This window comes from Pseudomonas sp. 910_21, assembly GCF_052850735.1.
The window spans coordinates 23,729-43,967 of record NZ_VXCY01000011.1 but is presented as its reverse complement, the minus strand read 5'-3'; the positions used below and the strand labels follow the sequence as shown (position 1 = coordinate 43,967).

At 64.4% G+C, this 20,239-nt stretch carries 17 protein-coding genes and 3 pseudogenes; 11 read left to right on the top strand and 9 right to left on the bottom strand.

Translation table 11 applies throughout. The features are described from left to right. Positions 1–226 precede the first annotated feature (226 nt). Both FW796_RS28510 and FW796_RS28505 read left to right on the top strand, forming a co-directional pair. Complete coding sequence (locus FW796_RS28510) at positions 227–3,802, top strand: S8 family serine peptidase (RefSeq protein ID WP_446440455.1); 3,576 nt, start codon at positions 227–229, stop codon at positions 3,800–3,802. Then, positions 3,778–4,056, top strand: a pseudogene (locus tag FW796_RS28505) (OsmC domain/YcaO domain-containing protein); the annotation flags it as partial. The gene FW796_RS28510 and the pseudogene FW796_RS28505, both read left to right, overlap by 25 nt. 159 nt (positions 4,057–4,215) lie before the next feature. Here FW796_RS28505 and FW796_RS28500 read toward each other — a convergent pair. Next, a pseudogene (locus tag FW796_RS28500) lies at positions 4,216–4,407 on the bottom strand (hypothetical protein); the annotation flags it as partial. A gap of 104 nt (positions 4,408–4,511) precedes the next feature. After that, positions 4,512–4,871 carry a DUF7677 family protein gene (locus tag FW796_RS28495; protein ID WP_346634238.1) on the bottom strand — a complete coding sequence of 120 codons (360 nt, stop codon included), beginning with the start codon at positions 4,869–4,871 and terminating at the stop codon, positions 4,512–4,514. 189 nt (positions 4,872–5,060) lie between these two features. On the opposite strand from FW796_RS28495, the gene FW796_RS28490 reads away from it, so the two are divergent. The 6 genes and pseudogenes from FW796_RS28490 to FW796_RS28465 all read left to right on the top strand — a co-directional run bounded on the left by FW796_RS28490 (position 5,061) and on the right by FW796_RS28465 (position 9,658). Beyond that, entirely contained in the window at positions 5,061–5,909 is an 849-nt protein-coding gene (locus tag FW796_RS28490; protein ID WP_446440454.1) for a suppressor of fused domain protein, read from the top strand. Positions 5,910–5,929: 20 nt separating this feature from the next. Next, positions 5,930–6,376, top strand: coding sequence for a hypothetical protein (locus FW796_RS28485; protein ID WP_446440453.1), 447 nt, complete (start codon positions 5,930–5,932; stop codon positions 6,374–6,376). Positions 6,377–6,522: 146 nt separating this feature from the next. Further along, on the top strand, positions 6,523–8,235 hold the full coding sequence (locus tag FW796_RS28480) for an amidase (RefSeq protein ID WP_446440452.1): 1,713 nt from the start codon (positions 6,523–6,525) through the stop codon (positions 8,233–8,235). A 102-nt stretch (positions 8,236–8,337) separates the two neighbouring features. Beyond that, positions 8,338–8,811 carry a hypothetical protein gene (locus FW796_RS28475; RefSeq protein WP_446440451.1) on the top strand — a complete coding sequence of 158 codons (474 nt, stop codon included), beginning with the start codon at positions 8,338–8,340 and terminating at the stop codon, positions 8,809–8,811. A gap of 76 nt (positions 8,812–8,887) precedes the next feature. Beyond that, entirely contained in the window at positions 8,888–9,058 is a 171-nt protein-coding gene (locus tag FW796_RS28470; RefSeq protein ID WP_346634233.1) for a YhfG family protein, read from the top strand. Beyond that, a pseudogene (locus FW796_RS28465) lies at positions 9,058–9,658 on the top strand (putative adenosine monophosphate-protein transferase Fic). Before FW796_RS28470 ends, FW796_RS28465 begins: the two are co-directional and overlap by 1 nt. A gap of 31 nt (positions 9,659–9,689) precedes the next feature. On the opposite strand, the gene FW796_RS28460 reads toward FW796_RS28465, so the two are convergent. After that, positions 9,690–10,220, bottom strand: coding sequence for a hypothetical protein (locus FW796_RS28460; protein WP_446440450.1), 531 nt, complete (start codon positions 10,218–10,220; stop codon positions 9,690–9,692). Positions 10,221–10,504: 284 nt separating this feature from the next. Between FW796_RS28460 and FW796_RS28455 the strand changes: the two genes are divergently transcribed. Both FW796_RS28455 and FW796_RS28450 read left to right on the top strand, forming a co-directional pair. Continuing rightward, entirely contained in the window at positions 10,505–11,002 is a 498-nt protein-coding gene (locus FW796_RS28455; RefSeq protein ID WP_346634231.1) for a hypothetical protein, read from the top strand. 147 nt (positions 11,003–11,149) lie between these two features. After that, positions 11,150–11,299 (top strand): hypothetical protein, encoded by a 150-nt coding sequence (locus tag FW796_RS28450; protein ID WP_015635448.1) that lies wholly within the window; start codon positions 11,150–11,152, stop codon positions 11,297–11,299. Positions 11,300–11,388: 89 nt separating this feature from the next. On the opposite strand, the gene FW796_RS28445 is transcribed toward FW796_RS28450, so the two are convergent. From FW796_RS28445 to FW796_RS28420, 6 genes are all read right to left on the bottom strand, one after another. Further along, positions 11,389–13,515, bottom strand: a complete 2,127-nt coding sequence (locus FW796_RS28445) for a TonB-dependent receptor family protein (RefSeq protein ID WP_346634230.1) — start codon at positions 13,513–13,515, stop codon at positions 11,389–11,391. A 154-nt stretch (positions 13,516–13,669) separates the two neighbouring features. Beyond that, positions 13,670–13,903 (bottom strand): DUF4287 domain-containing protein, encoded by a 234-nt coding sequence (locus FW796_RS28440; protein WP_446440449.1) that lies wholly within the window; start codon positions 13,901–13,903, stop codon positions 13,670–13,672. Then, the gene (locus FW796_RS28435; RefSeq protein WP_346634228.1) at positions 13,900–14,403 is read right to left on the bottom strand and encodes a hypothetical protein; all 504 of its coding nucleotides are present in this window, start codon (positions 14,401–14,403) and stop codon (positions 13,900–13,902) included. Before FW796_RS28435 ends, FW796_RS28440 begins: the two co-directional genes overlap by 4 nt. A 128-nt stretch (positions 14,404–14,531) precedes the next feature. Beyond that, positions 14,532–16,106: an FGGY-family carbohydrate kinase gene (locus FW796_RS28430; protein ID WP_446440448.1), complete on the bottom strand. Its 1,575-nt coding sequence runs from the start codon at positions 16,104–16,106 to the stop codon at positions 14,532–14,534. Positions 16,107–16,127: 21 nt separating this feature from the next. Then, on the bottom strand, positions 16,128–17,723 hold the full coding sequence (locus tag FW796_RS28425) for a glycerol-3-phosphate dehydrogenase/oxidase (RefSeq protein WP_446440447.1): 1,596 nt from the start codon (positions 17,721–17,723) through the stop codon (positions 16,128–16,130). Positions 17,724–17,727: 4 nt separating this feature from the next. Next, a complete protein-coding gene (locus tag FW796_RS28420; RefSeq protein WP_446440446.1) occupies positions 17,728–19,323 on the bottom strand; it encodes an FAD-binding oxidoreductase in 1,596 nt (531 codons plus the stop codon). 183 nt (positions 19,324–19,506) lie between these two features. On the opposite strand from FW796_RS28420, the gene FW796_RS28415 reads away from it, so the two are divergent. Beyond that, positions 19,507–20,211, top strand: coding sequence for a hypothetical protein (locus FW796_RS28415; RefSeq protein ID WP_346634225.1), 705 nt, complete (start codon positions 19,507–19,509; stop codon positions 20,209–20,211). The last annotated feature ends 28 nt before the right edge of the window (positions 20,212–20,239 follow it).

Sequence of the window (20,239 nt, the reverse complement as noted above, 5' to 3'; positions counted from 1 at the left end):
GACCTCGCGGATCAATTTCCAGGCGCGGCAAATGCCCCCCCGTCAGCCTCATGCCAAGGCCATCCCGACAGCCGGCCACACACTTCGCGTGAGCAGCATCGGCGCTGTGTCTACGCTGAAGAAGCAATCACCAGCTCGCCGGGAAACTGGCCGGCCGAGTGATTGGGCTTGCGGTTTTGGCTGTGCCGCAAAGGATTGTGCTGCAGCGCTAACGGAGCCCCGGCCCATGCCCCAGGTTCAACGTTATCTCGTCAAAATGCTGCCTGTTGCCCAGGGTGCGACGCTGTCCCTGGCCGGTAGCTCACTCACCGCCCTGCCCCTGTCCGCCGAGGTTTCAGCGTTGCCACCCGGGGAGCCGGTCTGGCATCTAGTGGAATCCACCACCCCCCTGGACACGCTCAACCCATGGGACGTGTGCCACGCAATGGTCAGCGATGGCCTGGGCCTGGCGGGAGCGCCGCAGCCGGTATTCGCCGAGCCGGATCTGGCCCAGACCTGGCTCAGCGGCGAGCTAGAGGACCCCGCACTGGCGCTGAGTGCCTCCTGCACCAGCGACCCGCAGAACACCCGCTACCCCACCGCCGACAACGACTTCTGGTATCAGGATGACGCCCACGGCCAATTCGATACGCTGCTGAGCCAACTCGCCGAAGTGCCCTTGGCCCAAGCCGTCAGGGTTGCCCACCTGGACACCGGATACGACCGCAGTCACCTATCCCTACCGCAACGCCTGGAACAATCACTGGAACGCAACTTTGTCGACGAAGACCGCCCCCAGGATGCTTCCGATACCTCATCCGGCCTGGTCAGCAACCCGGGGCACGGCACCGCGACCCTGAGCATCCTCGCCGGCAAGCCCCTGAGCGCAATGAAGCGGCTCGGCGCGGCGCCCTTTGTCAGGGTCGTCCCCATCCGGGTCGCCAACCGGGTCGAGCTGTTCTACAACAGCGCCATCGTCAAAGCCCTGCGCTATGTTCGCGAACTGTGCCGCCACCCCGAAACTGCAGTGCAGGTGGTGACGATGAGCATGGGCGGACTGGCCAGCCAGCTCTGGGCCGAAGAGGTCAACGCCCTCTATGACGAGGGGGTACTGCTGGTTACCGCAGCCGGTAACAACTTCGGCAACGCCCCCACCCATCACATTGTGTTTCCCGCGCGTTTCAACCGGGTGATCGCTGCCTGTGGGGTAATGGAGGATCACCAACCCTATGCAGACCTGCCGATCACCCTGATGGCCGGCAACTACGGGCCAAAGAGCAAGATGCGCACGGCGATGGCGGCCTACACGCCAAACATTCCGCGGGCCAAGTTCGGTTGTCCGAACGTGATCGATCGCGATGGCGGCGGCACCTCATCGGCCACCCCGCAAATCGCGGCAGCGGCGGCCATCTGGATTCAGGCCCATCAGCAAGCCTGGGAGGCCTACCCACACCAGTGGATGCGTGTGGAGGCGGTGCGCGCGGCGCTGTTTTCCAGCGCCAGCCCGAGCGACCAGAACAAGCTGGGACGAGGCCAGCTACGGGCCCTGGACGCCTACCACAAGCCGCCTCCCGCCGCTGAAAGCCTGCACAAGGAAGCTGCGGACTCTGCCGCCTTCCCCTTTTTGCGGGTCCTGACCGGCTTGGGCATGACGGAGTTTGGCGACGCCCAGCAACGCATGTTGGAGCTGGAGGCCTTGCAGCTTTCCCAATCGGCGGCAATCGAGGCGATCCTGCCGGACCCGGATGTGCATCCGGACTCCCTGAGCCCGGACCAGCGCGTGGCCCTGGCCCAGGCCCTGGCTCAACACCCCCGGGCCTCGCAAACCCTGCGCCGGGCCTTGCAACCAGGACAGTCCGAGCCGCCTGGCACAGCAAAGCGCGCCAGCTCCGCCTCGGCGCAACACCCCAGCCAGCCTTTTGCCGGGCTGAACGAGCAGCAATTGCAGCATGCCCTGGTGCCGGCAACGCCCACACCCACTGCCCGCCGGCTACGGGTTTACGCCTACGACCCGTCCCTTGGGCGCGAGCTGGAAACGGTGGCCATCAACGAAACCACGCTGCCGGTTCCCTGGGAGGAAAACCTCTTGCCCGGCCCCATGGGCGAATACCTTGAAGTCGTGGATATCGACCCGGCCAGTAACTGTCGCTACGCCCCGGTGGATCTCAACGACGCACGGCTCCTGGCCACCGATGGCCTGCAACCTTCAGAGGCCAATCCGCAGTTTCACCAGCAGATGGTGTACGCCGTAGCGATGCAGACCATCCGCTATTTCGAAAGAGCCCTGGGGCGCACGGCGCTCTGGGCGCCGCAGATCACCGGCAAACACTCGAAGTACGTGCAGCGCCTGCGCATCTACCCCCATGCATTGAGAAAGGCCAACGCCTACTACAGTCCACAGCACAAGGCCCTGCTGCTGGGCTATTTCAACTCCTCCAAGGCCAACGCCGGCATGGCCGGCGAGGACATTTTCACCGCGCTGTCCCACGATATCGTCGCCCACGAAACCTCCCATGCCCTGCTCGACGGCCTGCATCGGCGCTTCATCGAACCGACCAATCCGGACGTGCTGGCTTTTCACGAGGGCTTCGCCGACATCGTTGCCCTGTTCCAGCACTTCACCTTGCGCGATTCGCTGCGCGAGCTACTGGCACGCTCACGGGGCGACCTGAGCCAACAGTCGATGCTGGCCTGGCTGGCGGTGCAGTTCGGCAGATCCACCGGGCACTACAAGGCCCTGCGGGACGCCATCGGCACCGCAGACATGGACGCCGACAACCAGCCCATCTGGACCCGGCGCCCACCGGCTGCCAGCGACTACCAAAGCCAGACCACGCCCCATGAGCGAGGCTCGGTGCTGGTGTCGGCGGTGTTCGATGCCTTCCTGCAGGTCTACACCCGGCGAGCCCGGGTGCCCATTCGCCTGGCAACCAACGGCTCGGAAGTACTGCCTCAGGGGGCCCTGCAAAGCGACCTGGTGGATGCGCTGACAGACGTGGCCAGCAAAGTGGCCAAGCATATTCTCACCATCTGCATCCGGGCACTGGACTACTGCCCGCCGGTGGACATCACTTTTGGTGACTTCCTCAGAGCCCTGATCACCGCCGACCACGACCTGGTGCCAGACGACCCCTACGGCTATCGCGTGGCCTTTTCTTCCGCGTTCATGGCCCGCGGTATCTACCCCGAAGGTTTGCGCTGCTACTCCGTCGACACCTTGCGCTGGCAGCCGCCCCTGGAGCCCTTTACCGAGCTGTGCCGGGGCCTGCCGGAGCTGAGCCTGAAATGGACTCTCCAGACCCACCGCGAATCGGCCTGGACCACCTCAAGGGACAACGCCAAAAAGTTTCATCATTGGTTGACGGACCCGAAACGGGTCAGCGACGCCGAGCTGGCGGCACTGGGATTATTTCGCCGGGCCAACCCGAACTATCAACTGCAGATTGGCCAGGACAGCCAGACCTGCGACATGCGCGGGATCGAGGTCCACTCGGTGCGGCCACTGCGCCGGGTCGGCCCGGATGGGCAGTTGCTGTCACAGATGGTTGTCGAGCTGACCCAATCGCTGCATGCGCTGGACGGCAGCGCCAATGTGTTCCGCGGCGGTGTCACGCTGATCTTCGACCTGGTCAGTTCCCAGGTGACTTATGTCATACGCAAGCGCCTCGACCAGAGCGCACGCCTGGCTGCCCAGCGACAATTCCAGATGACCCGGGCGCAAGCGCTGCAGGACCCGCATCGCGGGCTTGGGGCTGGAGCCGACGAGCCCTTCGCGCAGCTTCATGAAGACCCGGCAGAAACAACACGACCTGGGGCCAGTTGACCATTCTGGAGCTGAGGCTGCTGCTCCACGTGGCCCTGGGGCAGCTCGACCCGGCCTAGGAGCTGGTGGAGATATTCCTGCAATACAACAACACCGTCGAACGCGGGCTGTTCTAACAGGCGCTGAACGCGGTGCTGGAAGTGCCGCCGGACGACAAACTGGACCTGGCGGACTACGAGGCCAACCTGCGGCTGATCGACAGCTACAAGAAGCTGCACGCAGCGCGGGCCAAGTGGACCGCAGCCAACCGCTGACACCCCGCCCTTCCCTGTACCTGTACCTGTACCTGTACCTGTACCTGTACCTGTACCTGTACCTGTAGGAGCGAGCTTGCTCGCGAAGCACTCAAGAACGCCGCGTTCCCCCAGTGGGCGCGGCGTTTTCGTTGACGATCATCGCGAGCAAGCTCGCTCCTACAGGCAGACGGCCAATAGCTGGGCGATTCTTTCGCGCAACGCCCCATGCTCCGCCTCGACATAGGGCGGCGCGGTTTTCCAGTCGTAGAACCACACCGGCATCCTGCGCTTGCCTTCCGGCTCCGAGGCATAACGGGGAAAGATATGGCAGTGCAACTCAGGCTCGGAGTTGCCGAGGATTTCATAGTTCCAGTTCTACTCGTTGCGAAATCAGCGACATTCATAAGCCTTGATGAGGGGCTCATCGTTTCGAAGCCACAGTGCCCGGCGCTTGCATCCAGCCGTCGAGAAACCTAGGCCACGCCGGCGGGCCAGGGCTTGCTGTCGTCACGATCGGGCGGCCCGTACAGTTCCTGCTCCCATTCCTCGAATGCCGGCAGGGCCGTGTAGCCCGGGTCGCAATACTGACGAATGTATTGGGCGGCGCGGTGCTCGGCGTACTTGGCATTCACCGGAACGCCCTGCTCGTCCAGCTCCAGCACATTGGCAAAGATGGCGTAGACCATTTCCAGCATACTCGGCTCGTCGCCGAGGCAACTGCGATAGTCGACGCCTTCCAGCAACGGGTAGCCGAGGGTGCCGTTGGCGACCCAGAAACTGAAGGTTCTCAGTGCTCCGGAAAACTCCGGGCTTAGCTTTTTCGGGTAAGACATGCAGATCACTTTCCTTGATAGGGGGCCGGAGCGGATTCTCAGGTGGCGGCTTCGGCAAGGCAAGGCTTCAAGCAACACGTATCCGTCAGTTTCCACGGGCACGGCAAACCGGTCACAATGCGCGCCCCTGTCTTTCTACCCGTGCGCTGTGCACTGCATGCAACGCACGGGCCCCGCAAGGATCGCCCGATGAACTTTCTGGAAAAGCTGCTCAGCGTCTTTAAAAAGCCGGCGCCACAAAAAGCCGAGCCCGCCCTGCCCGCCAGCGAGCCAACCGCTGCAGAGGAGCCCTACGCCCAGTACCAGCCCAGCGAAGCGGACCTGGCCAGCATTGCCCTGATGGAAGCCGGCGCCGCCTGCCTCGAGCGCCACTGGCAAGCCGTCGGTACTTGCGAAGCCGACGTCCTGGGCTTTGCCATCAGCCCCAGCTTCATGGGCGGGCCTCATTGGCCTTCCACGCGCCAGGCTTACCGCATCGTGCGCCGCAACAACGGCATCATCCTCGCCACCGAGGGCCTGTCCGACCCGTTCGACGGTGTCCAAGGCGACGATCTGGGCAACGGTTTCGAGATGGAGCTGTTCGTGGAAACCCCGGATATTCCGGCCCACGCCCAGGGCGCGGTCGGCGACGTCTATCCCTTTGCCGACAGCTGGACCTTCGAACTGCTGCGCTGCGTGGCCGGCACCGTGGCCGATGCCGGTGGCTACACCTCGCGCCTGGAACGCTACGGGGTGCTGTCCCTGGAGCTGCCTGGGGTCAGCCAGTCCCGGGCCATGAGTGAGCAGTTGCCCGCGCACTTCGTCAGCGCCGACGACTGCGCCGGGGTGCTGATCGGTGGCCCGGCCCCGGACTTCCCGACCCGTCTGGAAGACATGCCCCTGTCCCCCGTGACCCTGGTGCCGGTGGTGCTGATCACCGCCTCGGAGCTGGAATACGTGCGCAACGGCGGCGCCCAGGCCCGGGAAGACCTGGCGGCGCGCTTGAGCGCCGCCGGCATTGGCCATGTCAGCCACCTGCAGCGCGAGAGCCTGATCTGAAGAAAGGAGCCTTGCCGTCCATGTCAGAAGCCGAGAACTACTTCCCTTTCTACCTGTTCGCCGCCCGCTTCCCGAACCAGGCAGAGGCCGAACTGTTTGCCTTCGAACAGTGGGAGCCCGAACCTGCAGCGGATGTCAGCGCCGCCGAATTCAGCGCCTGGGAAGCACGCAATCCCAGCTGGCGCCTCAAACAGGAGCTGGGCTACTACATGGACGCCGATTTCGTCGAGCTGATCGACAGTGAAGACGGCCCGCAATACCTGGAATCGCTGATCCATAGTGATGCCGAGCAACAGCGGCTGCGTTCGCGGATCAAGGGGCATTACAGCCACTTCATCGTCGTCGGCAGCGAGTCGATTCATGGCGACCAACAATCGGCTGCATCCGGCCCCAATCAGCGCACCCCGCAAAGCACGCCGACGCTGGACTACCTGGGCGAGTTCAACGGTTCCTCTGCCCCGCACTAGATGCTAAAAAGGCCCACAGTTTTCCTTGCCACCCTTGTCGTGCCCAGCCGTACCACGAGAATCACCATGCACAACCATTACCCGAACACCCGCGCTCCGTTGCGCCCTCTTTACCTCATCTCCCACCAGCCAACGGCGGTAGCCCCATGATCGAAGTCACCGAAGTCTCCATCGCCGACCTGCGCGCCGCCCTGGAATCGGGCCGGACCACCTCCGTGGAGCTGGTCCAGGCCTATCTGGCGCGGATCGAGGCCTATGACGGGCCGAACACCGCCACGGCTCTCAATGCCCTGGTGGTGCGCAACCCCGAGGCACTGAAAGAAGCCGAAGCCGCCGATGAGCGTCGCGCCAAGGGCCTGACCCTGGGCCCGCTGGACGGCATTCCCTACACCGCCAAGGACAGCTATCTGGTCAAGGGCTTGACGGCTGCCTCGGGCAGCCCGGCCTTCGCCGAGCTGGTGGCCTATCGCGATGCCTTCACCATCGAGCGTCTGCGGGGCGCCGGGGCCATCTGCCTGGGCAAGACCAATATGCCGCCCATGGCCAACGGCGGCATGCAGCGCGGCGTGTATGGCCGCGCGGAAAGTCCCTACAACGCCGCGTACCTGACCGCGCCCTTTGCTTCGGGCTCCTCCAACGGCGCCGGTACGGCTACCGCCGCCAGCTTCGCCGCCTTCGGCCTGGCCGAGGAAACCTGGTCCAGCGGTCGTGGCCCGGCCTCCAACAACGGCTTGTGCGCCTACACGCCGTCGCGTGGGGTGATTTCGGTGCGCGGTAACTGGCCGCTGACCCCGACCATGGACGTGGTAGTGCCCTTCGCTCGCACCATGGCCGACCTGCTGGAAGTGCTGGACGTGGTGGTGGCCGAGGACCCGGACACCCGCGGCGACCTGTGGCGTCTGCAGCCCTGGGTGCCGATTCCCAGCGTGACCTCGGTGCGCCCCGCGTCCTACCCGCAACTGGCGGCCGATGCCGCGGCGCTCAAGGGCAAGCGCTTTGGCGTGCCGCGCATGTACATCAACGCCGACCCGGAAGCCGGCACCAGTGACAAGCCCGGTATCGGCGGCCCCACCGGCCAGCGCATCCACACCCGACCCTCGGTGATCAGCCTCTGGGAGCAGGCGCGCCGTGCCCTGGAAGCCGCCGGCGCGCAAGTGCTGGAAGTGGACTTCCCCCTGGTGTCCAACTGCGAGGGCGACCGCCCCGGTGCGCCGACGGTGTACAACCGCGGCCTGGTCAGCAAGGAGTTCCTGCATGACGAGCTGTGGGAACTGTCGGGCTGGGCCTTCGATGACTTCCTGCGGGCCAACGACGATCCCAAGCTCAACCGCCTGGCGGATGTCGACGGGCCGCAGATCTTCCCCCACGACCCGGGCACCCTGCCCAACCGTGAAGACGACCTGGCCGCCGGCATGGACCAATACGTGAACATGGCCAAGCGCGGCCTCAAGACCTGGGACCAGATCGCCACCCTGGCCGACGGCCTGCGCGGCCTGGAGCAGACCCGACGCATCGACCTGGAAGAATGGATGGATCGCCTGGGGCTGGACGCCGTGCTGTTCCCCACCGTGGCCTATGTTGGCCCGGCCGATGCCGACATCAACCCCGAGTCGGCGGACATCGCCTGGAGCAACGGCGTGTGGGTGGCCAACGGCAACCTTGCGATCCGCCACCTGGGGGTGCCCACCGTTACCGTGCCCATGGGCGTCATGGCGGACATCGGCATGCCGGTGGGGCTGACCTTCGCCGGGCGTGCCTATGACGATTCGAGCCTGCTGCACCTGGCTTCGGCCTTCGAAGCCACCGGCAGCAAGCGCCTGATTCCACCACGGACTCCGGCATTGCACAGCGGCCACTGACTAACCGGGACCGGGGCCGCAACGGCCCCGATCCTCAACGCCGCCCCGTCGAGTCCCCCACTGCGCATGACCTTTTGCGCTCAACCCGTTGGCAAGAGCCCCATGAACAACCTTCGCGCCGCAATGCATCAATCGAAATACACCAAGGCCCCCCACCCCGTCTTCACCGTCGATGGCGTCCCCCTGGACAGTTGGATCAAGGGCGTTATCTACGATGGCTCGGGGTCAGACAGCACCGAGGGGCTGGTACCGGCCCAGGGCTGGCTGATCGATGACGAGCACGCAGAACTTGCCTGGCAGTTACTGGCTCCCGCGAGCGAGGACTGCTCGAGCATCGTCCCGTTGCTGATCTGCCCCGACGACATGGATCTCAGTTGCACAGTGGCCGTGGTCGAGCAGGTGGTACGGGGAGACAAGCTGATCTGGGAACGTTTTGGACGAGCCGTCACAGTGATCGGCGGACTGGTCACTGCGGTGGCCTGGAACAGCAACGCTCAACGCGCAGAATTCTCCAGGCAACAGTTTGATGAGGCCTGCACTGAATTCAAAAGATTGACTGAGCATGAGTGGGCTTGATTGCAGATGGCTATGGCTGCCACCCCCAACAGGATCGACTATAATTCGCCCACTCACGCCATCGAGGTACAGTCCCATGGGCACCATCAGTCTTGAAACCAAAAGGGCATACGCGGCCAAGACTCGTAAATCCAACTACGCAGCCAGCTTGCGTCTGGAAGGCTTCAAGGTTTCCCCGGCAGACGTTGAGCGCGCGCTGCCTTCCCGTGAAGAACTGTTGAAGGCCTTTGCCAAGACCGACGCCTGATGTCTGACAAATATGGCGTAGGCCAAGACCCCTACTGTTACCCCGGCTCTGCTGTCCTGCGCAACAAACTCGGCATACGCAACGATCCGACCTTTGAGCACAGCCGAACAACTATTCTCTGCCCTTGCTGCGCAAAGCCTCGAATTCAGTCCACCTCCTTATGGGCTCGACTCTCTCAGAACCATCCACCTGACGCTGTTCGCGGATCTGTATGAATGGGCCGGAGAACTTCGAACAGTGGGGATATTCAAGCAAGACACACGATTCTGCCAACCAGCCTATATAGAGAAAGAAGCGGACAAGATCTTCAAGATCATGGCTGCGGCCAACTGGTTCGAAGGTATGGAGCGCGAGGAGTTGATAATCGCTGTTGCAGAAACTTACTCCGAGCTCAACGTAGTGCACCCTTTTCGTGACGGTAATGGCCGCGCACAACGAATCCTTTTTGAGCATCTCATCATGAATGCCGGGGTTGAAATCAGCTGGTGGGAAATCGAAGGCGGCGAATGGATCAAGGCAAACATCGCAGCCTACAACGGCAATCTCAGACCGATGGAACAGGTTTTCCATCGCTGCATTGGTCAGCCGATACAAGCCTGACCAGGCAACTGCCTGGATCACCCCGGAGCCATCACTGCTCATCCTCAGGTCGCAATGGCGCGTGTTCCCAGTCGAACCGGTCGAGTAGCTGTCTGCCAAGGTCGTCCAACTGCGGATGGTAGTGATGCGTATGGGGCACCGGCAGTTGCGGCTCGCCATGGCTGAAGCCAATCGCTCGCAAGGCGCTGGCGTAGTCGTCAAGCGGGCCGTAGGCGTAGATCAGATTGTGTCGGTCCCAGACCACCGTGGCCTGTTGCGCCGGCGAGTGAACCCAAAGATCAAAGCGGCTATCGCCACAAAGGAATGGCTTGAAGTCATGGATGAAATCTTCAACCTCTTCACGCGACAGTTGCGGGCTCCAGTAACGCCCCGCTTGCGACTCGTCCCGCGGCGTGTGCAGCACGAACAGCAGCACCAGCGGTTCGGCCAGGCAGCCCAGCAGGCTGAGCAGGACTTGCGGGTCCGAGCCTGGAACGCCGGCCACCACGCGCTGCCCTTCGCCAATGGGCGCCACCACGAATACAGGCGGATAACTGTGCTCCACCCACTGGTTGTCTATCATGTGCCCAAGTCTGTACATAGCCAGCCGGATCCTCCTGATCAATTCCTGGGTTGAAGTAAAACGGCCGTGCATTATGCCGTACCCTGCAGGGCCGCTCACTGCCTGACTGAGCGATCACCGCGCTGAAGCGCTTCCCATCAAGGATATTCATTGCGTGCTTCATGCCCCGATCCGCACCGGCCCGCATGCCGGCATGACTGACGGGGCGCCACGGCCCCTGCCGTTTCGCGCAGCGGCTGACGTACAATCTCCGACCTTCAGGGACAGCCATCACCAGGACAACGATGACCACACACAGCATTACCCTCGCCAATGGCTGGACCGCCGAGTTTACCGAGCAAGGCGAATTCCGCATGGGCGCCGTCGGCTGGAACCTGCAGCTGCGTGGCCCCGAGCAACAGGCCATCCGCTATTTCGAAACCCAGATCGTGCTGGTCAACGACGAAGATGGCGAGCAGGCACGAAAAGCCATCAGCCTCTCCGAGGACGGGGTTTACGGTTACCTGGGCAGCGACTTGAGTCACGGTTGGGTGATCGACTTTTCCCGCGGCATGATCGCGCCCCATCGGGTGACGGTTTCCCACTACCACTACGCCTATGACGAGTACATTTCGCTGCTGGAGCAACCGGCGTACAAGCGAGTGCGGGAGTACATCAGTGTGATCGGCCGCACCGTCTACCTGACCTTTCCCTTCACCCGGGACGAGGACTTTCCCAAGGTCTGGGAGGAGTACCTGGTGATACGCCGGCGGCAGTTGGACGAGCTGTATTTTCGCAACTGAGTCAGCGCCAGGCCGCGCAATGATGGGAATGGGCCATTAGCACACTCGGGCTAATGGTCCCTGGCTCAGGGCGAGCTTATAGTCCGCACCACCCCCTTCAGGATGGCGCTCACAAGAACGTGCGGATTCATAACAAGGAGTATTCCCATGTCACTCAAGAAAATCGTCTACGCCTCGGCCATCGCTCTGGCGCTCACTGCTTCCAACGCCCACGCCTTCGCCAGCGACTGCGGCGATTCGTTGTGGAAATTCAGCGCCATCGAAGCCCTGACCTGCGTCTTCTCGGGCCAGTGGTAAGCCGCTGCTGCCTGGGCTGACGCGGCCAGGCCTGTACAAGGTGCCCGCAATTGCGGGCACTTGTTCTTGTTGATCTCGGCGCCCCGCTGTCAGCGCAGGCTCCAGGAAACCCCCAGGTACACCCCCAAGCCTTCTCCCGGCGTCGAGCGCGCCAAGTCTTGCCCTTTGTCGTCGTAGCCCGGGGTCACGGTGGCGGCGTAGCGTTTGTCGGTCAGGTTGCGCAGGTCGATCCAGGTCTGCCAGTCGTTCTTCGGTGCGTTGTAGCCCAGTGTGGCGCCGAACAACGCGTAGGGATCGGCGTAGTAGCTGTTGGCATAGTCCACCGCCACCTTGGACACCAGCTGGGTGTTGACGGCGGCGAAGAAACCCAGGGGCCAGTCGTAGCGCAGCTCGCCCTGGTAATAGTGCATCGGCAGGCCCGGCAGACGGTTGTCGCCAAAGCGCGAATCGTCGCGATAGTGGAAATCGCTGAAGGTGTAGGCCTGGCGCAGGCTCAAGCGGCCGACGCCCGGCTGCGACCACAGTTCACTCTGCAGGCTGGCCTCCACGCCCTGGTGCACCGTGGGGCTGGCGTTGAGTTCATAGGGTGTGGTGGCGCTGGGGTCCGGCAATACCGAGAGCAGTTCGTGGCGCACCTGGGCGTAGTACCAGGCCAGGCTCCATTGTCCCAGGGCGCTGTCGCCGCGGCCGCCCAGCTCCAGGGTGGTGGCGGTCTGATTGCGCAGCTCGATCGGATCGCGCTGAGCGCCCGTGGCCACGCCGCTACCCGTTGGGAAACGCCGGTTGGCACTGTAGATCAGCGACCAGGGGTGCGGTGCTTCCACCGAGCGGCTGAGGTTGGCGAACAGTTGCAGATCCGGGTTCAGCTGGTAGCGCAGGCCCAGGCGCGGCGCATAGTCCCAATCGCCGAGGCTGGTCTTGCCGCCCCCTTCGGGGTAGGTCACCGCGCTTTCACGACGGGTGTAGATGGCCGCCAGGCCCGTGGTCAGCCACAGGTCATCGGCGATTTCCAGATCATTGCCAACGTGCAGGACGGTATCCGAGCCCTGGTAGGTGAAATTGCGCATTCGCGTGCCTGGGGCAAAGTTCTTGGTATTGCCGGTAGGAATTCGCACAAACTCGCTGGCGCCGTCATTGGGCAGGTGCTTGGTCACCCGCAGGCCCAGGGTGCTGTGGCTTTCCCGGCCCCAGAGAGTGTCGCGGCGCTTGTAGTCGAAGGTACCGCTGACGTCGCTGTAGGCCACCTTCAGGCGGTTGGGGCCTTCGCGCAAGTCCATGGGGTAGTCGTGGTAGACCAGGCCCGTCTGGATGCTCGAATCGTCGTCGATGTAATAGGTGGTCTTGTTGCCGACAAAGGTGCTGCCCGGCTGCTTGCGACGGTCGTCGCGGCTGACGTAGGCCGGGTTGGCCGCCCGCGGGTCGTGCTCGATGGAATGCTTGCTGACCCGCCCGGCCAGATCGTTGTCGGTCTCGCGGTAGCGCAGGTAGAAACGCGTCTCCAGGTTCGGATTGAAGCGATAGCCGAAGTTGCCAATCACCCCCTTGCTCTGGCTGCGGGTGTGGTCCTGATAGCCGTCGGCGTTGGCATCGGTCAGCGAGACGTAGTAGTCGAAATCCCCCAGCACTTGCCCGGAGCTGACCTGACGCTGCTGATAACCGTGGCTGCCGGTGGCGTAGCGCACCTGCAACAGCGGTGCGTCGTAGCCGGTGTGGCTGACGTAATCGATGGCGCCACCCAGGGCCAGGGCGCCACGGTCGAAACCATTGGCGCCGCGCAGCACCTCTACGTGATCGACCCACAGGGGCTCCAGCAACTCATAGGGGGTGCCGCCGGGGCCGGTCAGGGGCAGACCGTCGAGCATCGTGTACAGCCCAGAAGCATGGGCACCCGGAGCGCGGTTGATGCCCGAACCACGGATCGAGATCTTTACCCCTTCGTTCCCTGCGGACTGGGCGTAGACCCCGGGCTGATAAGCCAGCACATCCTGGTTGCTGGCGACCCGGCCTTGCAGCGGCCGGCGCATGTCCACCACATTGCTGGCGCCCGGCACCTGGGCCAGCCGCGCCTCGGCCTCTGCCAGCCGCTGTCCCTCGCCGCCCTGGTCCTGCCCCAGGACCTGCGCCGGGGCCAGCTCCACGCTCCGGGTCTCGGCGATTGCCGGGCAGGCAAGGGCCAGGCCCAACAGGGCCGTGGGCAAGGATTTTGGCGAAGACATCGAGAAAACTCCGACAGGCAGAAAGGGGGCAATGCAAGTTGCGACGCAGGAAAGAACCAAGAGAACACAGGGGAATTGGGCTTTTTTTCGCCAGGAAAGCGGATGTCGGCAGTCACGCCTTCACTGGCGAAGCCACAGCGTCCAGCACGCAGCGCTAAGGGGGCTTGGCCCCCGCCAGAAAGTGCGCCACCAAGGCATTGGCATGACCATGGCCCATGCCGTGTTCAGACTTGAGCCAGGCCACCAGTTCCATGTGCTTCTTGCCGCTGACGGCGCCAAGCAGCTCCAGCCAGTGGCTGATGGGCTGACCGTAGTTTTTCTCAATGGAAGGAAAGTACGACGCCGGGCCTTTGACCTGGCTGTCTTTGTTTTTGCTGTCTTCGCTCATGCTTCACCCTGTGCTTTTTTACTGCCCTTGATGTTTTCGATCAGATCGACCACGTAATTCTGGTTGAAACCCGCAACAAAGGACCAGAACAGCAACTTGCCATAGGCGGCGTAACCTCCAGCGTGCTGGCAGAAAATCACATAGAAGCTGTTCTCGGGGTAGTTGCAGCTCTTGTCACTGACGATCTCGGGAAACAGCTCCCCTTGCACCACCCCGGAGATAAACAGGATGTACAGCAGGCCCGCCAGGATGCCGCCGATGAACGAAGGCAGCAGCACGTTGAACCAGGAGCTGCACAGGCTGATGATCTCCTCCTCGCTGAGGTGGGACAGTTGCCGGTGAAAGCCCACGTAACCGCCGATGTTGCCAACGATGAACACCACCGAAGGGATGGTGTAGCCATCGGCCAGGGCGACCGCCCCCAGGGACGCCGCCAACAGCAGCACAAAGATGATGAACAGTCGCTTCCATAGGATGTTCAGCGCTTCCTGGCGGTTCATGTTCAGCTCGTCGGTTCAGTTTGTCGGAGAGATCCGTCCACCTTGATGACGATAGATGAGCCTTGCCAGGCAGGCAGTTTTTTTGAACAGGGAATCCTTGCCCCTCCTGGCCGGCGCCCGCCGTGCCTTCAAGCCGGGTACCCGGTGATCTCGCGAATGCTCTGGTACAGCGGCTTGAGCTGGCGGTACATGCGCAGGTACACCTCGCTGTACAGCCGCTGGTACATCTGCTGCGCTTGCGGCTGCGGTTCGAACACCGCGCCCACCCGGGTCATGGCGCTGATGGCCGTGGGAAAGTCCGGGTACAAGCCCAGGCCCACCGCGCAGGCGATCACCGCCCCCAGCCCCGAGGCTTCATAGACATGGGGGCGCTCCACCGGCAGGCCGAAGATATCCGCCGTCAATTGCATCGCCGCATCGCTCTGGGAGCCGCCGCCGGCCACCCGCAGGCGGGTGATCTTCAGCTTGGAGCGTTTCTCCATGCGTTCCATGCCCTGGCGCAGGGCATAGGCCAGGCCTTCAAGGATGGCCCGGTAGATATGAGCCCGGGTGTGCACGTCGCCAAAGCCGATCATTGCGCCCTTGGCTTCCATGCCCGGCTCGCGGATGCCCGGCGACCAGTAGGGTTGCAGGGTCAGGCCCATGGACCCGGGCGGCACCGCCTGGACCAGGGCATCGAACAGCTGTTCCGGCTCCAGCCCCTGCTCGGCCGCCTGCTGCACTTCCCGCAGGCCGAACTGTTGCTTGAACCAGCTGACCATCCAGTAACCGCGGAAGATCATCACCTCGCAGTTGTAGTGGTTCGGCACTGCCGCCGGGTACGGCGGGATCAGCGGCACCACTTCCAGGTAACGGGAACGGGTGGTGGTGATGGTGGCCGTGGTGCCGTAGGACAGGCAGGCCGTGGTGGAATCCTGGACGCCCGAGCCCAGCACTTCGCAGGCCTTGTCGGCACCGGCGGCAATCAGCGGCAGGCCCTCCGGAATACCGGTGTGGCGACTGGCTTCGGCGCTGATCCGGCCCAGGGTTTCACCGGGTTTGAGCAGGGTCGGCAACTGCTCCTGACGCACGGCCAGGGCCTGCCATTTCCAGTCGCTGGGGGCGGCCCAGCGCAGGCGCTTGTAGTCGAACGGCAGGTACGCCACGCAACAGCCAACGGAGTCGACGAAGTTGCCGGTCAGGCGATGGGTGAGAAAGCCCGAGAGCAGCAGGAACTTGTCAGTGGCCGCCCACACCTCGGGTTGCTGCTGGGCCACCCAGTTGGCTTCGGCCTGGGCCCGAAAGTACTCCACCGTGGCCTCGGCGCCGATCAGCTTGAACAGCCAGCCCCAAGGCCCCTTGATGCGGCCCTCGACCTCGGCCTGGCGCTGGTCGAGCCAGAGGATGGCCGGACGCAGGGCTTTACCCTGGGCGTCGACATTGATCAGGGTGCCGCGCTGGGTGGTCAGGGACACGCCGCGGATCTGCGAACGGTCGATGCCGGTCTGCTGCCACAAGCGCTGGCAGGCTTCGCCGAGCTTGGCCCAGTAGTAGTCCGGGTGTTGTTCAGCCCAACCGGGCTGGGTCGAAAAATAGGCCTCCAACTCCACCTTGCCCTTGCCCAGCAGGTTGCCCGACAGGTCGAACAGCAGCGCGCGCACGCTCTGGGTGCCGTTGTCGATCGCCAGCAGGTAGTCCTGCTTATTGTTGTTGTGGTTGTCCATGCGGCTCTCTTGGTTGGGGCATCAAGGGGTGACGGGGGGCAGGCTGTGATGGCGCTGCCACAGGTCGCGATAGCGCTGTTCTTCGGCCAGCCAGCGCGCGTCGTCCCAGCCCAGCCGGGGCTGGCACAGGCGGCGGATGGCCGGCAAGTACTGCGCCGCGCCTTCGGCCAGCAGCAGACCGAGCCGGGTACGGCGCAGCAGCAGGTCGTCCAGGTGCAAAACCATCTCCGCCTCGGCGGCAAAGGCCAGCTCGGCCCACAGGGTGTCGCTGGCGCCAACGCAATCGCCTCCCAGCTCGGCCACCCGCTGCGCTACTCGGGGTAAGTCGCGGCCATGGCGCCCGGCCAGGCGCCGCAACTGAGCCGCGCTGAGCCCGGGAATATCCACCGGCGCCTGGGGGGCGAACACCGGCTCGCCATCGTCCTCCACGCTGCGCCCGAGCATCGCCCCACAGGCTTGCAGCACCTCGATGGCCTGGGGCCGGAAGGTGGTGAGCTTGCCGCCGGCCAGGGTCACGCAGCCCGGCTCCTGCCACAGCACATGCTCGCGGGTTTCATTGGACGGTTTGCCCTGTTGCTCCCCTTCCGCGCCGGCCACCACCGGGCGCACCCCGGCCCAGGTCGAAAGCACATCGGCGGCGCTCACCCGAGCCTGGGGAAACTGCTGGGCACAGGCGGCCAGCAGGTACTTGAGCTCTTCCTGGCTGATGCTGGCGCTCTGGTCCAGATCGTCACGGTGATCAAGATCGGTGGTGCCCACCACCGTGGCCCCTTCCCAGGGGAAGACGAACACCGGCCGGCCGTCCTCGGCATGCATGAAGCTGAAGGCATAGGCCACCGGTAACCGCCAGCCCGGCAGCAACAGGTGGCTGCCGCGCAAGGGCCGCAGCTGGCGGGCACTGCCCGGCGGGCGCAGGCGCTCGGCCCAGGCACCGGTGGCCACCGCCAAAGCGGCGCAACGCAGCTGTTGCGGCGCCCCGCCCTCACTGTCCTCGATCTCGACCCCGCAGACCCGCCCGCCTTCGCGCAGCAGTCCCGTAACCTGCAGGCCGCTGAACACCTGCGCGCCATCGGCCCGGGCCTCGGCCAGCACCCGCATCACCAGGCGCGCATCGTCGGTCAGGGCATCCAGGAAACAGGTGCCCCCCAGCAGGCCCGGCTCCTTCACCCCCGGAGCCAGGAAGCGCAGGTGCGCGGCATCGTGAAAGCAGTGGTTGCGGCGCCCGGCCAGGGCGTCATACAGGGTCAACAGGCCACCGAACACCTTGGGCCCGGGAAACCTGCCGCGGTAGTGGGGCATCAGGAAACTCATGGGTTCCACCAGCCCGGGGGCCTCCTGCAGCAGGCGCTGGCGCTCGCGTACCGAGTCCCGGGTCAGGCGCCACTGGCCCTTGGCGATGTAGCGCAAACCGCCATGGACCATCTTCGATGAGCGGCTGGAGGTGCCCCAGGCAAAGTCCCGCTGCTCCAGCAACAGGCAACGCCAGCCGCGCCGCGCCGCTTCCCGCACAATCCCGGCGCCGCTGATACCGCCGCCGATCACGATCAGGTCCCAGGTTTGTGCCCCGAGGCCGGACAGCGCTTGTTGGCGCCATTGGCCGTTCCAGTCCTGGCTCATGGCTTCACTGCTCCAACAGGGTGCCGGGGTTGAGGCGCCCGGCGGGGTCGAAGTGGCGGCTCAGGGCCTGCAGGGTGTCGATGGCCAGCGCGCCCTTTTCTCGCAACAGGTACGGCGCATGGTCCTTGCCCACCCCGTGCTGGTGGCTGATGGTGCCGTGGTGATTGACGATGGTCTGGCTGGCGGCGTGCTTGAGGGCCTGCCAGCGGGCCAGGGTCGCCGGGTACTGGACGTCCGGGCGGAATACGTAAGTGGTGTAGATGCTCGACCCTTCGCCATAGACATGGGACAGGTGGGTGAACACATGCACCTGCTCGCCCACGGCAGCCAGGCCGTCCCGCAGGCTGCCCTCGATGCGTTGCAACAGGCGGTCGACATTGCTCCAGTCGGTGGCGGTTTCCAGGGTGTCCACCAGGTAGCCGGCATTCCACAGGCTTTCGCGCAGGTAGGGAAAGCGAAAGCGGTTCTGCGCCCATTTCTTGCCCAGCAAAGTCCCGGTAAAGACCCCGCCAAACCCCTTGAGGTGCCGCCGGGCGTGACGCAGGGACAAGGCGTTCTGCTGGCGATTGCCGGTCACGCCGAAGGTCAGCAGGCACTTGCCCGGCCCCGCACCGCGCAGGGCCAGGTATTTTTCCAGCCAGGCGATCTGCGTGGGATGGCCGGCCAGGGCCAGTTGGGTTTCGGTCTCCAGGGCATTGGACAGGCGCAGCATCGACAGCGGCACCCGGGCCTGGGCCAGGGCGCGCACCGCTTGCAGGGCCTGGGTCCAGTCCGGCAGGAACACGCCGTAGAAGCGCTCGTCGTCCGGCAAGCGGCTGACCCTGACCTTGACCTCGGAAATGATTCCGAAGCGCCCTTCGCTGCCCAGCACCACTTCCCGCAGATCCGGTCCGGCCGCAGACGCCGGAAAAGTCGCGATAGGCATCGGCCCGGCAAAGGTTTCCAGGGTGCCCCCGGCGAACAGCTGCTCGATGCGCCCATAGCGCAGCGACTGCTGGCCACTGGAGCGGCTGGCCACCCAGCCACCCAGGGTCGACAGCTCCCAGGACTGGGGGAAGTGCCCCAGGGTGTAGCCGCGAGCCCGCAGTTGGCTCTCCACCTGCGGGCCGCTGGCACCGGGGCCGAAAGTGGCCAGCAGGCTGTCTTCATCAAGGTCCAGGAGGCGGCTCATGCGCGTCAGGGACACCGTCAGCACCGGCCGCTCCGACCCGCTCGGATTGATGTGCCCGGCCACCGAAGTGCCGCCGCCGTAGGGAATCAGGCACAGGTCGCGATCCTCGGCCAGGGCCAGCAACTGACGGATCTGTTCGGCGGTTTCCGGAAAGGCCACGGCATCCGGATAAACCCCCAGCTCGCCTTCGCGCAGGGCCAGCCAGTCCGGCAGGCTCTGGCCGCGTGCATGCAGCAGGCGCTCCTGAGGGTCGATGCAATACAGCGGGTGGGCAGCAAGGCGAGAGGCCGGCACCTTGGCCAGCGCCTGTTCCAGAGTCGCCTCCGGCAAGCGGCGCCCCGGTCCCAGGCGCTCGGCCAGAAACCCCGCGCCCTGGGCCGGCAATTCGACCACCGTGGATGCATCCCCCCAGCCGTTCCAGCGTCGCATACGTGTGTCCTTCTGCTGTTCTTATAGGTCTTGCTTCAGGCTCCCTATACTAGTGCGCGGCTGGACGCTGTCACGGTCGCATCGCGCCAGGGGATGTAGCCGATTGAGTCAGACAGAGGTGACATCCGGCGCCAGTTGCCGAAGAATCCTCCCCCTCCCCCTCCCCATCACAGGCTCGCTCCCATGCCGGCACCTCTGAAAACCTGCGCCCCACTGTTCTGGTCCACCGACCTGGGCATCGACTACGGCGCGCCGACCTTGCACCTGCATGACTTGCTGCCCGTGGTAGGCGAGGAACACTCGGCCTTCTTCCAGCACCGGGACGGCATCCTGATCGGCGAAACCCTGCAACTGATCTGGTGCCCGCCGGTTGCCGACCTCAATGGCTGGAACGAGCAGCCTTCGGAAATTGCCCTGAGCCAGCTGCTGCGGGTCAGGATCACCGGTCTGGCAGCCGAACCTCCTGCTCCACGCAATGCCATCCACCATGGCCGGCCGAGGTACCGCTTCCTGGTCCTGTCCTGTCAGCCCCTGCCGGCGGCCCTGCGCGCCCAACCGCTGGTACAGGACGCCTGGCACATGCCGTTGATTGGGAGCGAACAGGGTAGTTGCCTGACCTGGGAGGCCATCGACAACTGCAGTCGCGCCGAGGTCCAGGGGCTGCTCTACCTCTGCGCCCACGCCCCGTACGAAAGCTATATGGAAATGTTCATCGAAGACGTGGGCGGGCAACTGTTCGGGCTGCTTTCGGTGCACCTTGGCCCCGGGGGTGACGACTATGAATTTGGCCGCCGCGCCCTTGAAGGCGCAGAGTTGCGGGCCATCCGCCGCGCCCTGGACATGGCCCGGCCCTTGACGGATTCACAGGCCGCTTACCTGGCGACCTGAGCCCTACAGACTGCAAAAGAGCACTGAA